The following is a 14,452-nucleotide window of genomic DNA, read 5'->3' as shown; positions in this document are numbered from 1 at the left end:
GACCTTCCATGCCTGAGACCTCCCGCTTCGTTCCCGGACCGCAGTACGACGGGTGGCTGACCGGCGTCGAGCAGATCGGCTACGGCGGCGACTACAACCCCGAGCAGTGGCCCGAGGAGATCTGGGCGGAGGACGTCCGGCTGATGAACGAGGCGGGCGTGAACCTCGTCAGCCTCGGCATCTTCAGCTGGGCACTGCTGGAGCCGCGCGAGGGCGAGTTCGACTTCGCCTGGCTGGACCGTGTGATCGGGCTGCTCCACGAGGGCGGGGTCCGGATCCTCCTCGCGACGCCGACGGCGGCCCCGCCCGCCTGGCTGTACGCGGCCCACCCGGACGCCCGGGTGGTCGACCGGAACGGCACGCCGATGGGACCCGGCGGGCGCGGGCTCATGGCGCCGACCGCTCCGGCGTACCGGTCGGCCGCACTGCGCATCACGACCGAGCTCGCCCGGCGGTACGGCAGGCACCCGGCCGTGGTGGGCTGGCACGTGCACAACGAGTACGGCGCGCCGGTCGCGCTCGACTACTCGGTCCACGCTCAGCGGGCGTTCCGCGAGTGGCTGCGCGAGCGGTACGACTCGCTCGACAGCCTGAACGCCGCCTGGGGCACCGCCTTCTGGGGCCAGCACTACGAGGACTGGGAGCACATCCAGGTCCCGGCCGTGGCGCCGGAGGCGGTCAACCCGGCCCAGCAGCTCGACTTCGCGCGGTTCTCCGACGCCGCCCTGCGCGCCTGCTTCGTCGCCGAGCGCGACGCCGTCCGCGAGTACTCCGACGCACCGGTCACCACCAACTTCATGGCGGCCAGCTGCCCGGCCACCGACCTGTTCGCCTGGGCCAAGGAGGTCGACCTCGTCTCGAACGACCACTACCTGCAGGCCGCCGACCCGCGCGGCTACGTGGGGCTCGCGCTGGCCGCCGACCTGACCCGGTCGGTGGCGGGCGGCAAGCCGTGGCTGCTGCTCGAGCACTCGACGTCGGCGGTGAACTGGCAGCCCCGCAACGTCGCCAAGCGCCCCGGGGAGATGGCCCGTAACTCGTTCGCGCACCTGGGCCGTGGCGCGGACGCGATCATGTTCTTCCAGTGGCGCGCCTCGCGCTCCGGCGCGGAGAAGTTCCACTCGGCGATGCTGCCGCACGCGGGCACCGGTTCGCGCCTGTGGCAGGAGGTGACCACGCTGGGGGCCGACCTGGGCCGCCTGACGGAGCTCCAGGGCTCCCGTGTGCACGCGGACGTGGCCCTGCTGTGGGACTACGAGTCGTTCTGGGCGCAGGACCTCGAGTTCCGGCCGAGCCAGGGCGCCCGCCACCGCGAGCGTGTCGACACCTACTACGACCGCCTCTGGCGGGACGGCCACACCGTGGACCTCGTCCGGCCGAGCCAGGACCTGTCGGGCTACAAGCTGGTCGTCGCACCGGCGTCGTACCTGCTCACGGCCGAGGCCGCCGCGAACCTCACCGCCTATGTCGAGGCCGGCGGGACGCTGCTGGTCAGCTACTTCAGCGGCATCGTCGACGAGCACGACGCGGTGCACCCGGGCGGTTTCATGGCTCCGCTCCGCGCCGCGCTCGGCGTGTGGGTCGAGGAGTTCCTGCCGCTGCGCGACGGCGACGCGCTGACCGTCACCTACCGGGCGGGGGCGGCGGGGGCCGGTGCCGCGAGCACCGACGTCACGCAGCTCACCGGCACGGTCTGGGCCGACGACCTCGTGCTCGACGGCGCCGAGCCCGTGGGCTCCTACGCCGACGGCCCCAAGCCGGGCGGGCCGGCGATCACGCGCCACCGGCACGGTGCGGGGACCGGCTGGTACGTGTCGACGAACCTGGACGTCGACGCGCTGGCCACCGTCATGGCCGACGTGTACGCGAGCGCCGGCCTGACACCGTCGGGCACGGTGGAGGGACTGGAGGTGGTGCGCCGCACCGGGGAGGGCGCCACGTACACGGTGGCCATCAACCACACGGACGGTGACGCGAAGCTGCCCCTGTCCGCCCCCGCCACCGACCTGCTCACGGGCGACGCCCTCGCGGGCGACGCGGACGTCCCGGCGGGCGCGGTCCGGGTGCTGCGGACCACTTCTCCCTGACGGCGAGGGACAATGTTTCCTATGACTGAACCGCAGTGGCTCGAGGCCTGGACCGCCGAGGAAGGCGCGCGCCGGGTCGACGAGCTCTTCACCCGTTCGTTCGACGGCTCCCCGGAGGGCGTCTGGTCCGCCCCGGGCCGGGTCAACCTCATCGGCGAGCACACCGACTACAACGCCGGGCTCTGCCTGCCCACAGCGCTGCCGCACCGCACCTACATCGCGCTGCGACCGCGTGAGGACGACCAGGTCCGCCTGGTGTCCGCACAGGCAGAGGGCATGTGGGAGACGCGCCTGTCCGACGTCGCACCCGGTGCGGTGCGTGGCTGGGGCGCCTACGTCGCAGGCGTCGCCTGGGCCCTGGCCGAGGCGGGGCACAAGATCGGCGGCTTCGACGCCGCCGTCGACTCGTGCGTGCCGTTCGGGGCCGGGCTGAGCTCGTCGGCCGCGCTGGAGGCCGCGGTGGCGGTGGCGCTCGACGCGGTGGCAAGCCTCGGGCTCGCGGAGTCCGACGCCGGGCGCGCCACGCTGGTCGACGCCACCCGGCTCGCGGAGAACGAGATCGCCGGGGCACCGACCGGCGGTCTCGACCAGTCGGCGTCGCTGCGCTGCCGCGAGGGCTACGCCCTGCTGCTCGACTTCCGGCCGGGGCTCAAGCCGCTGGAGTCCGGCGTGCCGGTGCCGTTCGACCTGGCCACGGCCGGTCTGACGCTCCTGGTCGTCGACACCCGGGCCGAGCACTCGCACGTGGACGGCGAGTACGGTGCGCGGCGCGCGGCGTGCGAGCAGGCCGCGCAGCTGCTCGGGCTGGAGTCGCTGCGTGATATCGCCCCGACCCTCGGCGGCATGGGCATCGACCGCGCGCTGGCCGAGCTCGAGCCGCACGACGCCGACGGCGTGCTGCGGCGCCGGGTGCGGCACGTGGTGTCGGAGATCGACCGCACCGCGCGGTTCGCCGACCTCGTCCGGGAGGGCCGCGCGGCCGACGTCGGCCCGTTCATGCTGGCCTCGCACGCCTCGCTGCGTGACGACTACGAGGTCTCCTGCCGTGAGCTCGACCTCGTCGTCGACACGGCGATGGCGGCGGGCGCGCTCGGCGCGCGCATGACCGGTGGCGGGTTCGGCGGCAGCGCCATCGCGCTGGTCCGCCGGTCCGACGTCGACACGGTCGCCCAGGCGGTCGCCGACGCCTTCGCCGACGCCGACCTCACGGCCCCGGCGTTCCTGCTGGCGCCGCCCTCCGCTCCGGCGGCCTGACCACCCCCGCTGGCCGAGCCTGTCGAGACCCGGCAGGCTCGGCCGGCGAGGTGGCTCGCCGACGCATGTCCGCCCGCTACCGCGGATAACAGAGTAGTGTGTGCCGCGCAGCAGCGCGCCCAGGAGCCATCACCTGCGCGCAAAGACTTGGATTCACCCCGTACTTTCATCCCGTCCCGCTGCGGACCTGCGCTAATGTCCGCCGGGCTGCCAGTTCGCAGATCGATGTCCGTCACGCACCGCCGCGAGGAGCCCCATGGGTGCCGTCCGCCAGTACGTCTTCCCCACCGCTCGGATCATCATCTGGGCGGTGATCGCCGCAGCGCTCGTCGCGCTGGCGCTCAGGGGCGCCGAGCTCGACCCGCCGGACGCGCTCCAGCCCACGGGTGAGATCACCGAGTCGGTGATCCCCGTCGCGAAGGGTTCCGTGACCAACGCGGTAACGGTCCCGGCGTCCGTGGTGTCCGACCCGCCCGTCGAGATCAAGGCCACCGCCGACGGCGTCATCGCCGAGATCGAGGTCGACGGGGCGAAGGTCGGCAAGGACACCCGCGTCCTGTGGATCAAGAGCGAGAAGATCGTCGAGCCCGTCGTCGAGGTCGACGAGGAGACCGGCGAGGAGACGGTCACCGAGCAGGAGCCCGAGGTCACCTGGACCTCGGCCCTCGCGCCGGCGTCCGGCACCGTCGACATCACGGTGCTCAAGGACCAGGCGGTCACCGTGGGCGAGACCATCGGCACCGTCTCCCCCGGCACCCTGTCCGTCTCCGGCACGCTGACGGCCGACCAGCAGTACCGGCTCGTCGGCGCCACGGGCAAGGCCAAGGTGACGCTCAAGGGCGGGCCGGCACCGTTCACCTGCACCGGGCTCACCATCGGCGAGGCGCCCGGCGGCGCCGGCGTCACGGGCGAGGAGTCGATGGCGGAGGCGCCCACGGACGCCACCGGCGCCGTCCGCTGCGCCATCCCGCGCAAGATCAAGGCGTTCCCTGGCCTCGGTGGCGAGATCGAGATCACCAACGGCAACGCGAAGGGCGTCGTGGTGGTCCCCATCAGCGCGGTCCTCGGCACCTCCCAGACCGGCAAGGTCTGGACCGTCGCCAAGGAGGGGGCGGAGCCCGAGGAGCGCGACGTCGCACTGGGCCTGACCGACGGTCTGCAGGTCGAGATCACCGAGGGACTGCGGGCCGGCGAGCAGATCCTCGAGTTCACCCCCCTCGTCGACGGTACCGAGGGCGGCGTCGACTGCGAAGACACGACCGCGTACGACCAGGCGTCGATGGAAGGCGACATGGCCACGATGCAGGCGTTCGAGAAGGAGTGCTTCGGATGACCGTCGTCCCCCTCGTCGACCTGCGGGCCGTCACGCGACACGTCGAGCTGCCGAACGGCAGCACCCTCGAGATCCTCCGCGGAGTGGACCTGACGGTCGGCCCGGGCGAGCACGTGGCCATCGTCGGGCGCTCCGGCACCGGCAAGTCCACGCTGCTGAACATCCTCGGCCTGCTCGACTCGCCCACCTCCGGCGAGTACCTCCTGGAGGGTGAGCCGGTCGGCCGCCTGCGCAGCCGGGCCCTGGCCCGCCGCCGGGGCGACGACTTCGGCTTCGTGTTCCAGCAGTTCAACCTGCTGCAGGGCCGTACGGCCCTGGAGAACGTCGCAGCGCCCCTGCTGTACGCGCGCGGCAAGCAGTTCTGGAACCGGACGAGGCTCGCGACGCAGTCGCTGGAGCGGGTGGGCCTCGGCGAACGGCTCGACACCCGCCCGGAGAAGCTCTCCGGCGGCGAGCAGCAGCGGGTGGCCATCGCCCGTGCGCTCGTACGCGGACCGCGCGTCATCCTCGCCGACGAGCCCACCGGGGCCCTCGACGTCGAGACCGGCCAAGCCATCATGACCCTCCTGGACGATGCGGCGAACGAGACCGGGTCCGCCCTCGTCACCATCACGCACGACCTGGCGATCGCCGCGCGCGCCGACCGCCAGTTCCGCCTGACCGACGGCGTCCTGGTCCCGATCCATCTCGACGCACCCGTCGCCGTGGCCGAGAACGCGACGATCGCCCGGAGCGCCGCCGTCGTCGAGACCGCCGGGCTGACCGCATGACCGGCGTCGTCGGGGCGATCATCGAGGCATGGGACGAGCTCCGGATCCACCGGGTGCGGGTGCTGCTCGCGCTCGTCGGCGTCGCGTGCGCGGTCACCGCGATCACGGGCATCACGGCAGCCGTGACCATGTTCGGTCAGGCCATGCAGGAGGAGACCGAGCGCATGTCCGGCCGGGACACGACCCTCGAGGCCTGGTCCGCGGGCAGCAGCACGACGATGTCGGCGCTCGAGGTGGACGCGGTCGTCGACAGCGTCGCCGACCGGCACCAGATCTCCTACCACTCCGTGCGCGCGTACCTCGGCCTGAACATTCGTGGCCGGGACGTCGGCGAGTACGTCGAATGGTCGGCGGTCGACGCCGACCACGGGGCCATCACCCGCCAGGGCGTGGAGGACGGACGGTGGTTCACCGAGTCCGACGGCGAGCGGCTGGCCCCCGTGCTGGTCGTCAACCAGGCCTTCCTGGACGCGTTCACCGAGGGCGCCGCCGCGTCGACGCACCCGTCGGTGGTGATCGACGGCGAGACGCCGGTCGCCGCCACCGTGATCGGCGAGGTGCCGGTGATGTGGAACGGCGAGGGGCCGCGCGCGATCATGCTGTTCGACCAGGCCGTGCGGTGGTTCCCCGACAGCGTCAGCGCCGAGGGGTACCAGTTCTGGGTGCCACCGGAGCTCGCGGACCAGTTCGCCGAGGTGCTGCCGCGGGACCTGGCCGCGGTCGGCGTGCCCTTCGACGTCCAGAAGCCGCCGGCCGAGGCCTTCGTGATCGACCGGGTGCTGCAGTACCTCGTGCTCGGCGTCGGCGGGTTCGCGCTGCTGCTGGGTGGGCTCGGCCTGCTCAACATCGCGCTGGTCACCGTGCGCTACCGCATCCGCGAGATCGGCATCCGCCGGTCCTTCGGGGCCACGAGCGGCCGAGTCTTCTTCGGCGTCCTCATGGAGTCGGTGGTCGCGACGACCGTGGCCGGCGTGGTCGGTGTGGTGATCGCCGTGGCGGTCATCAAGAACATCCCCATCGACCGCATCTTCGGCCGTCCGATCGACGACCTGCCGGGCTTCCCGTTCGACGCCGCGCTGGTCGGCATGGCCTGCGCCGTCGGCATCGGGGCTCTGGCCGGCCTGATCCCAGCGATCTACGCGGTGCGCGTCAAGGTGATCGACGCGATCCGGTACTGACCTTCCCGTGGGTCGGTCCTGTCGCTGGTCGGCCCATCGCTGGTCGAGCGGGTCGAGACCTGGGTCCCGACCCGCTCGACCAGCGGCGGATCGGCGCGGGTCAGCGCTTCCTGCCCGTGACCGCACCCCAGATGGCCAGCACGAGCAGTGATCCGATGAAGGCCCACAACCACGTGGTCAGGGAGAAGAAGGACTCGTTGGTCCGGACGCCGAAGAGCTCTCCGCCGAGCCATCCGCCCAGCAGGGCCCCGAGCACCCCGATGACCAGTGTGATGAGCCAGCCGCCCCTGGCCTTGCCGGGCAGGATGGAGCGCGCGATGGCGCCCATGATCAAGCCGATGAGGATCCAGCCGATGATTCCCACAGCGTTGTCCCTTCGATGGTGCGGCCCGCCCCGTCGATGACGCGGTCCGTCGGTTGCCGGACCTTACCGGGCAGCACAGGGCGCTGGCCAGGTTTCGTCTCTAGAGAGATAGGGCAGGCTTGCCTGGCACGTCGTGCCGCAGCCCATCCCCGGCGGGACCGCCCCTCGGCAGGCGGTGCCGGTCAGAGCTCGTACGTGGCCACGACCGGTGCGTGGTCGCTCCAGCGCTCGGCGTAGGTCGGCGCACGGTCGACCTCGATCTTGCGGCACGCGGCCGCCAGCGCCTGGTTGGCGAGCTGGTAGTCGATGCGCCAGCCGGAGTCGTTCTCGTACGCCTTGCCGCGCCACGACCACCAGGTGTACGGGCCGGGCCCGTCGCCGCCGTGCATCCGCCCGAGGTCGGCCCACCCGTGCTCGTCGAGCCAGCGGGTCACGTAGGCCCGCTCCTCCGGCAGGAAGCCGGCGCTCTTCAGGTTGCCCTTCCAGTTCTTGATGTCCGCGTTCTGATGGGCGATGTTGAGGTCGCCCGCCACCACGGCCGGTACCGACGCCGTCGAGAGCTCCGCCAGGCGCGCCGTGACCTTCTCCAGGTAGGCGTACTTGGCCACCATCGTGTGCTCCTGGCCCGGATTGGTCGACCCGGAGTGCAGGTAGGCCGAGACGGCGGTGAACGTCCCGCCGCCGGGCAGGGCGACGTCGGCCTCGATCCAGCGGCCGGTGTCGGCGCCGGCCTCGACGTCGGCCCCGTAGGCCGCCAGGCCCGTCCGCACCTCGCCGATCGGCAGGCGGGAGGCCACGAGGACCCCGGCGCGCCCCTTGACCTCGCACTCGGCGTGCGCGACGTGCCAGCCGTCGAGCAGCTCGCGGGCCACCTCGTCGGGAGCACGCACCTCCTGCAGCAGCAGCACGTCCGGCGTGCGGGTGGCGATCCAGGAGTCCATGCCGCGGCGGACGGCGGCGCGGATCCCGTTGACATTGGCGGCGGCGACGATCAGAGGCACTGAGAAAGCGTAACGGCCGCCCCTGACAGTCACCGACGACCCGTGCGATCACGCCCCGTCGTGAGCCGCCTGCAGCGCCGCGACGTCGATCTTGCCCATCGTGAGCATCGCGTTCATCGTGGCGATCTCGGCAGGGGTCGAGTAGGTACCGGAGAGCCGCTCGAGCTCTTGGGGGATGACCTGCCACGAGACGCCGAACCTGTCCTTGCACCAGCCGCACGCGCCGGGCTCGCCGCCGTCGGCGGTCAGGAGGTCCCAGTAGTGGTCGACCTCCTCCTGGCCCTGCACGGACAGGTAGAACGAGAACGCCTCGTTCAGCCTGACGTGCGGACCGGCGTTCAGCCCGGTGACCGGCACGCCGGCCACCGTGAACTGCACGACGAAATCGGTGCCCGCCTCGGCACCCGGCGCGTTCTCCGGCGCCTTCACGACGCTGTCCACCGACGAGCCGGGGATGTGCTCGGCGTAGAACGCGGCGGCCTCACCGGCGTTGTTGTCCGCGAACCAGAGATGTGCTCGAACGGTAGCCATCGTGTCCTCCTGAGTCGGTGGGGACCGTCGTCGGCCCCGTCATCTGGATCGACCCCGCGCCCTCCGGAAACTCATCGGCCGGAGCATCGCGGCGTCCCACGTGTCAGTGCGTGACCACCGGGGAGTGCGGCATCTCCCAGGCCTCGGCCAGGCGGGACGGGCTGACCACCGAGCCGCCGCCGAAGAAATCGCAGAACTTCATGATCAGCGGGTCCCAGCCCACCGGGTCCACGTGCTGCGTCCCGGGGATCACCAGCTCCTCGGCGACATGGCTGCGCAGCACGTGGACCTGGAAGACCGCCGCCCCGGCGCCCGGCAGGCCGAGCGGTGTCTCCTGGACCAGTGCGCACTCGAGCTGCACCGGGCACTCGGCCACACGCGGCGCCTCCACCAGGTCGGACGTCTGCTCCGTGAGGCCGGCCCGGCCGAACTTGTCCCGGACGAACTCGTACCCCATCGCCGCCTTGCGCGGCGACAGCTCGGGCTTCCCCGTGGTGAGCGCCAGCCGGTCCACGACCTCGACCATGTCGGACGGGACCAGGTTCAGCACGCACTCGCGTTCGCGGTGCAGGTTCGCGGCTGTCTGGGCGGAGTCGCCCAGGCCCAGCACGCAGTGGTCGCCCAGCCACCACGCGGACGACATGGGCGCGATGTTCGCCGACCCGTCGGGGTTCCGCGTCGAGATGAGCACGACCGGCGTGCCGAAGTACATGACCTTGAGGTCGATCGTCCTGTGCATGCCACCAGCCTGCACGCCGGCAGGCGTGCGGATCTGGCGGAATTCGGCCGTCGCGTGCACCGCTCGATGCACTGGCGAACGTAGGAGCAGTCGCCCTGTCCGCCGAACGTAGGCTCGGTCGCTTGATGCGGATCCATGCGGCGACTACTCCTACGTTCGGCGGCCTGCGCTAGGCAGCCGGAACGTCGAGCGCCCGCTCCGCCGACTCCACCACGTTCGCCAGCAGCATCGCCCGCGTCATCGGACCGACGCCGCCCGGGTTGGGCGACACCCAGCCCGCGATCTCCGCGGCTTCGGGCGACACGTCGCCCACCACGCGCGACTTGCCCGTCTCCGGGTCGGTCTCGCGCGAGACGCCGACGTCGATCAGCACGGCGCCCGGCTTCACCATGTCACCGGAGACGATGCCCTTGACGCCCGCGGCGGCCACGACGACGTCGGCCCGCCTGACCAGGCCGGCGAGGTCCTGCGTGCCGGTGTGCGTCAGGGTGACCGTGGCGTTCACGGCGCGCCGCGTGAGCAGGAGGCCGATCGGGCGACCGACGGTGACGCCGCGGCCGAGCACCACGATCTCCTTGCCCGCGAGCTTGATGCCGTGCCGCTCCACGAGCTCGATGATGCCGCGCGGGGTGCACGGGAGCGAGGAGGTGATCTCCTCGTTGACCCGCAGCACCAGCCGCCCCAGGTTGGTGGGGTGCAGGCCGTCGGCGTCCTTGTCGGGGTCGACGAGCTCGAGCACCCGGTTGGTGTCGATGCCCTTCGGCAGCGGCAGCTGGACGATGTACCCGGTGCACGCCGGGTCCTCGTTCAGGCGACTCACCGCGGCCTCGATGTCCTCCTGCGTGGCGTCGGCCGGGAGGTCCTCCCGGATCGACGCGATGCCGACCTCGGCGCAGTCGCGGTGCTTGCCCGCCACGTACCACTGCGAGCCCGGGTCGTCGCCGACCAGGAGGGTGCCCAGCCCGGGCACCACACCACGCTCACGGAGCGCCGTGACGCGCTCCTTCAGCTCCGCCTTGATCGACGCGGCGGTAGCTTTCCCGTCGAGAATCTGTGCACTCATGCGTACCTCCCTCGATGAGTGCTGGGTATTTGTGGTCCGAGCGCGTTCAGCTCGACAAATACCCAGCACTCAACGGAATTGTCAGAGACCCGGGTACAGGGGGAACTGGGCCGTCAGCTTGGCTACCCGCGTCGAGAGGGCGTCCACGTCCGTGGCGGCGCCGTCCTTGAGGGCCGTCGCGATGATGTCGGCGACCTCGGTGAACTCGGCATCGTCGAACCCGCGCGTGGCGAGCGCCGGCGTACCGATCCGCAGGCCCGAGGTGACGCGCGGCGGGCGCGGGTCGAACGGGACGGCGTTGCGGTTCACGGTGATCCCGGCCGCGTGCAGGAGGTCTTCGGCCTGCTGGCCGTCGAGGTCCGAGTTCCGCAGGTCCACGAGCACCAGGTGCACGTCGGTGCCGCCGGTCAGCACGGACGCGCCGGCCGCCGCGACGTCGGGCTGCGACAGCCGCTCCGCGATGATGGAGGCGCCACGCAGCGTGCGCTCCTGGCGGTCCTTGAACGACTCGGTCGCCGCGACCTTGAACGAGACCGCCTTGGCGGCGATCACGTGCATGAGCGGTCCGCCCTGCTGGCCGGGGAACACGGCGGAGTTGATCTTCTTGGCGTACTCCTCCTTGGAGAGGATGAAGCCGGAGCGCGGTCCGCCGATCGTCTTGTGCACGGTCGAGGAGACGACGTCGGCGTACGGCACGGGCGACGGGTGCAGCCCTGCCGCGACGAGGCCGGCGAAGTGCGCCATGTCCACCCACAGCTTGGCGCCGACCTCATCGGCGACCTCGCGGAACGCCGCGAAGTCGAGCTGGCGCGGGTAGGCGGACCAGCCGGCGATGATGACGTCGGGCCGGTGCTCCAGCGCCTTCTTGCGGACCTCGTCCATCTCGATGCGGTAGGACTGCGGGTCCACGCCGTAGGCGCCGACGTCGTACAGCTTGCCGCTGAAGTTGATCTTCATGCCGTGCGTGAGGTGGCCACCGTGGGCCAGCTCGAGGCCGAGGATCTTGTCACCGGCGTTGATCAGGGCATGCAGCACAGCCGCGTTGGCCTGGGCACCGGAGTGCGGCTGGACGTTCACGTGCTCGGCGCCGAACAGGTCCTTGGCGCGGGCGATCGCGAGGTTCTCCGCGATGTCGACCTGCTCGCAGCCGCCGTAGTAGCGGCGGCCGGGGTAGCCCTCGGCGTACTTGTTCGTCAGGACCGAGCCCTGGGCCTCCAGGACGGCACGCGGCACGAAGTTCTCGGACGCGATCATCTCGAGAGTGTCGCGCTGGCGGGCCAGCTCTCCGTCCAGGACGGCGGCGATCTCGGGGTCGAGCTCAGCGAGCGGGGTGGAGAGCGGGTCGGGAGTCGATGCGCTCATAGCTCCTCGATTCATGCGGGACGGGGATTGTCGGACGGCGGTGGAAAGCGCACGCGCCGCGACATGTCTGCCCGGGCGCACACCTTTCACGAGGTGACCCGGGGCCCAGGCGAACGACCCCTCGTCGGCATGACTCGTCGCTCCCCGGTGGTGATCCACCTGACGCCAGTCGCGACCCGAAGATCGTAGCAGCGGCGGCAGGACACCCGTGGCCGACGCCCGGCACCGCGTACCCGTCCGACGCCGGCCCTGTGCACCAGTCCCGGACCATGAGGCGCGAGATTGCAACGAAAGTACCTGAGACCCTTTTGCGATTCACCCGGACGTCGCTATGGTGCCGACCATGCCCTCCCCCGTGTCACCGGACGCAGCTGTTCCGGAACACCAGCCAGACCAGCACCGCCAGAACGGCCGACCGTGGACCGGTGGCCAGCCCCGCCGGACGCCGAACGAACCACCGCGGAACGGTGGCCGACCGCAGTCGGGGCAGTTCCAGCCCGGCCCGTTCCCCGCAACCCCGGCCCGGTCCGGTCAGTTCCCCGCGCGCCCCGGGTCGGGCCAGGTGCCGTCGGCTCCCGACCGGTCCGCGGACCCCGCCGGGACCGGCGGCGGCGACGGCGGTCGCAGAAGATCCGGCAGGCGGGACTGGATCTGGGCGGTCGTCGCGTTCCTCGTCGCCGCGGGTGTCATCGTCGCCGTCGGCATCTACTTCTTCGGGCCGGACGGTACCGAGGAGAACACGGCGATCTGGGCGGTCGACTCGTGCGCCGGGCCGGACGCGGCGGCCGCGGACACCGGAGGTGCCGCGGACAGCTACCGTCCGCTGCCCTGCGACGACGCCGCGGCCACCGTCACGGTCCTCGAGATCCAGGACGCGGTGTCGGTGGGCCAGGCGCACTGCCCGAGCGGGACCGACGTCGTCTTCCAGAAGGACGGGAACGCCGGCGGGGACACCCAGGTGGTCTGCGCACGCAACCTGTCCGACGACCATCCGGGAGACCCCGGGATGGGCGGCGGCCAGCTCCTGATCGGCGACTGCGTGGACAAGGACGGCCGCGAGGTGGTGTGCTCGTCCGACGGCGCGCGCGAGGTCGCCGGCCTCACGGTCGGCGGCAACGAGTGCCCCGAGGGGACCAAGGACGAGATCGAGCTCGGCTTCGACGCCCAGCGCGGCTACGAGACGATCTGCCTCGGTGCCTGACCTGCACTGTCATCTGCCGCTCATCCTGGCGAAACCGGCAGTCACCACGCTTTGGCTAGGTTCGCGGCATGGCTCGTCTCCTGCAGACCGTCTTTGAGCGCAACGTCCCGGCCAGGTCGGTCGTCGACCACGCCCTGGGCGGGACGCGGCACGCGGTGTTCTGGCTGGACGACCTGGGTGAGCGCGCCACCTACCCCGCACTGTCGGCCTCGACCCGGGCCGACATCGCGGTGGTCGGCGGCGGCTACACGGGGCTGTGGTCGGCGCTCCGCGCGAAGCAGCGTCATCCCGGTGCGCGGGTGGTGCTGGTCGAGGCCAGGTCGGTGGGGTGGGCGGCGTCCGGCCGGAACGGCGGGTTCTGCGGTGCGCGGCTCGCGCACGGACACGAGGGCGGCCGCCCGCCGGACGTGCCGGGCCGCCCCGACGATCCCGGCCTCCTGGCCCGCCTCGGCCAGGAGAACCTGGCGGCCATCGGGACGGCGGTGGACACCCTGGGCCTGGACTGCCAGTGGGAACGCACGGGCGTAGTCGACCTCGCGACCGAGCCGCACCAGATCGACTGGCTGCTCGACGCCGCCGCCCGGGCCGCGCGCGAGGGCCTCCCGCACACGTTCCTCGACCGGGCGAAGGTCCGGGCCGAGATCGCGAGCCCTACCTATGAGGCGGGCCTCGTCCGGCCCGACGCCGCCGCACTGGTGCATCCCGCGCGGCTGGCCACCGAGCTGGCGCGGGCCGCGAGCGAGCTCGGTGTGGAGATCTTCGAGCAGACCCGGGTGACCGGGCTGACCCCTCCCGGCCGCGCGCACGACGACGCCGTCCTGCACACGCTCTCCCGCACCGGGGAGGCGACCGTGCGGGCCGCACGTGTGCTGCTCGGGACCAGCGCCTTCCCGCCCCTGCTGCCGCACTACCGCAGGCACACGGTGCCCCTCTACGTCTCTGCGGTCGCCACGGAGCCGCTGCCCGCCGACCTGCTGGGCGCCGTCGGCTGGCGCGGGCGGCAAGGTCTCACCGACCTGGCGAACCGGTCCCACCGCTACCGCCTGACCGCGGACGACCGGATCGTCTTCGGCGGGTACGACGCCGGCTACCCGCGCGGCGGCCGGGTGAGCAGGGCGCACGAGGACCGGCCCGAGACGTTCCGGCGGCTGGCCGAGCACCTGCTGACGACGTTCCCGCAGCTGGAGGGCCTCCGGCTGACGCACCGGTGGTCGGGTGCGATCGACATGCCCACCCGGCCCGGCGTCTGGTTCGGCCGGACGGCGGGCGGCCGTATCCAGCACGCGGCCGGTCTCGCAGGGCTCGGCGTCGCCGGCAGCCACTTCGCCGCGCAGGTGATGCTCGACCGGTTCGACGTCCTGGACGGCTCGCCAGGCACCGAGCGCACCGCGCTCCGGACGGTGCGACGGGCGCCGGTGCCGTTCCCGCCGGAGCCGGTGGCGGCGGCAGGGATCCATGCCGTCCGCACGGCCCTGGACCGGGCGGACCACCAGGGCGGGCGGCGCGACATGCTGCTCCGGTCGCTCGATGCGCTTGGCCTGAGCCTCGATACCTGATTGGCTGCTCGGA

13 protein-coding genes and 1 riboswitch are annotated in these 14,452 nt (G+C 72.0%); of the genes, 7 read left to right on the top strand and 6 right to left on the bottom strand.

Annotated features, from left to right (window positions below):
• Nucleotides 1–8: 8 nt before the first annotated feature.
• From LUM46_RS08380 to LUM46_RS08360, 5 genes are all read left to right on the top strand, one after another.
• Nucleotides 9–2,087: a beta-galactosidase gene (locus LUM46_RS08380; protein WP_274993336.1), complete on the top strand. Its 2,079-nt coding sequence runs from the start codon at nucleotides 9–11 to the stop codon at nucleotides 2,085–2,087.
• A 21-nt stretch (nucleotides 2,088–2,108) separates the two neighbouring features.
• Nucleotides 2,109–3,341 (top strand): galactokinase, encoded by a 1,233-nt coding sequence (galK, locus tag LUM46_RS08375; RefSeq protein WP_274993335.1) that lies wholly within the window; start codon nucleotides 2,109–2,111, stop codon nucleotides 3,339–3,341.
• A 256-nt stretch (nucleotides 3,342–3,597) separates the two neighbouring features.
• The gene (locus LUM46_RS08370; protein WP_274993334.1) at nucleotides 3,598–4,674 is read left to right on the top strand and encodes a permuted SH3 domain-containing protein; all 1,077 of its coding nucleotides are present in this window, start codon (nucleotides 3,598–3,600) and stop codon (nucleotides 4,672–4,674) included.
• Nucleotides 4,671–5,444 carry an ABC transporter ATP-binding protein gene (locus LUM46_RS08365; RefSeq protein ID WP_274993333.1) on the top strand — a complete coding sequence of 258 codons (774 nt, stop codon included), beginning with the start codon at nucleotides 4,671–4,673 and terminating at the stop codon, nucleotides 5,442–5,444. Before LUM46_RS08370 ends, LUM46_RS08365 begins: the two co-directional genes overlap by 4 nt.
• Nucleotides 5,441–6,622 (top strand): ABC transporter permease, encoded by a 1,182-nt coding sequence (locus LUM46_RS08360; RefSeq protein ID WP_274993332.1) that lies wholly within the window; start codon nucleotides 5,441–5,443, stop codon nucleotides 6,620–6,622. Before LUM46_RS08365 ends, LUM46_RS08360 begins: the two co-directional genes overlap by 4 nt.
• A 100-nt stretch (nucleotides 6,623–6,722) precedes the next feature.
• Here the strand turns inward: LUM46_RS08360 and LUM46_RS08355 are convergent, their stop codons facing one another.
• The 6 genes from LUM46_RS08355 to glyA all read right to left on the bottom strand — a co-directional run bounded on the left by LUM46_RS08355 (nucleotide 6,723) and on the right by glyA (nucleotide 11,682).
• Nucleotides 6,723–6,986, bottom strand: coding sequence for a GlsB/YeaQ/YmgE family stress response membrane protein (locus LUM46_RS08355; protein ID WP_274993331.1), 264 nt, complete (start codon nucleotides 6,984–6,986; stop codon nucleotides 6,723–6,725).
• 182 nt (nucleotides 6,987–7,168) lie between these two features.
• Complete coding sequence (locus LUM46_RS08350) at nucleotides 7,169–7,987, bottom strand: exodeoxyribonuclease III (protein WP_274993330.1); 819 nt, start codon at nucleotides 7,985–7,987, stop codon at nucleotides 7,169–7,171.
• A 48-nt stretch (nucleotides 7,988–8,035) separates the two neighbouring features.
• Nucleotides 8,036–8,518: a VOC family protein gene (locus tag LUM46_RS08345; RefSeq protein ID WP_274993329.1), complete on the bottom strand. Its 483-nt coding sequence runs from the start codon at nucleotides 8,516–8,518 to the stop codon at nucleotides 8,036–8,038.
• A gap of 103 nt (nucleotides 8,519–8,621) precedes the next feature.
• Nucleotides 8,622–9,257 (bottom strand): flavin reductase family protein, encoded by a 636-nt coding sequence (locus tag LUM46_RS08340; RefSeq protein ID WP_274993328.1) that lies wholly within the window; start codon nucleotides 9,255–9,257, stop codon nucleotides 8,622–8,624.
• Between the two features lie 169 nt (nucleotides 9,258–9,426).
• Nucleotides 9,427–10,320, bottom strand: a complete 894-nt coding sequence (locus LUM46_RS08335; RefSeq protein ID WP_274993327.1) for a bifunctional methylenetetrahydrofolate dehydrogenase/methenyltetrahydrofolate cyclohydrolase — start codon at nucleotides 10,318–10,320, stop codon at nucleotides 9,427–9,429.
• Nucleotides 10,321–10,401: 81 nt separating this feature from the next.
• The gene (gene glyA, locus LUM46_RS08330; RefSeq protein ID WP_274993326.1) at nucleotides 10,402–11,682 is read right to left on the bottom strand and encodes a serine hydroxymethyltransferase; all 1,281 of its coding nucleotides are present in this window, start codon (nucleotides 11,680–11,682) and stop codon (nucleotides 10,402–10,404) included.
• A 96-nt stretch (nucleotides 11,683–11,778) separates the two neighbouring features.
• Nucleotides 11,779–11,865: riboswitch (ZMP/ZTP riboswitch) on the bottom strand.
• 160 nt (nucleotides 11,866–12,025) lie between these two features.
• Here glyA and LUM46_RS08325 point away from each other — a divergent pair.
• Both LUM46_RS08325 and LUM46_RS08320 read left to right on the top strand, forming a co-directional pair.
• Nucleotides 12,026–12,883, top strand: a complete 858-nt coding sequence (locus tag LUM46_RS08325; RefSeq protein ID WP_274993325.1) for a hypothetical protein — start codon at nucleotides 12,026–12,028, stop codon at nucleotides 12,881–12,883.
• Nucleotides 12,884–12,951: 68 nt separating this feature from the next.
• Nucleotides 12,952–14,439 (top strand): NAD(P)/FAD-dependent oxidoreductase, encoded by a 1,488-nt coding sequence (locus tag LUM46_RS08320; protein WP_274993324.1) that lies wholly within the window; start codon nucleotides 12,952–12,954, stop codon nucleotides 14,437–14,439.
• Nucleotides 14,440–14,452 lie beyond the last annotated feature (13 nt).

The sequence above is a fragment of the Promicromonospora iranensis genome, assembly GCF_028994805.1.
Lineage (GTDB): Bacteria > Actinomycetota > Actinomycetes > Actinomycetales > Cellulomonadaceae > Promicromonospora > Promicromonospora iranensis.
Note: the sequence above shows the minus strand (reverse complement) of the source record. Positions and strands in the feature narration are given on the sequence as shown.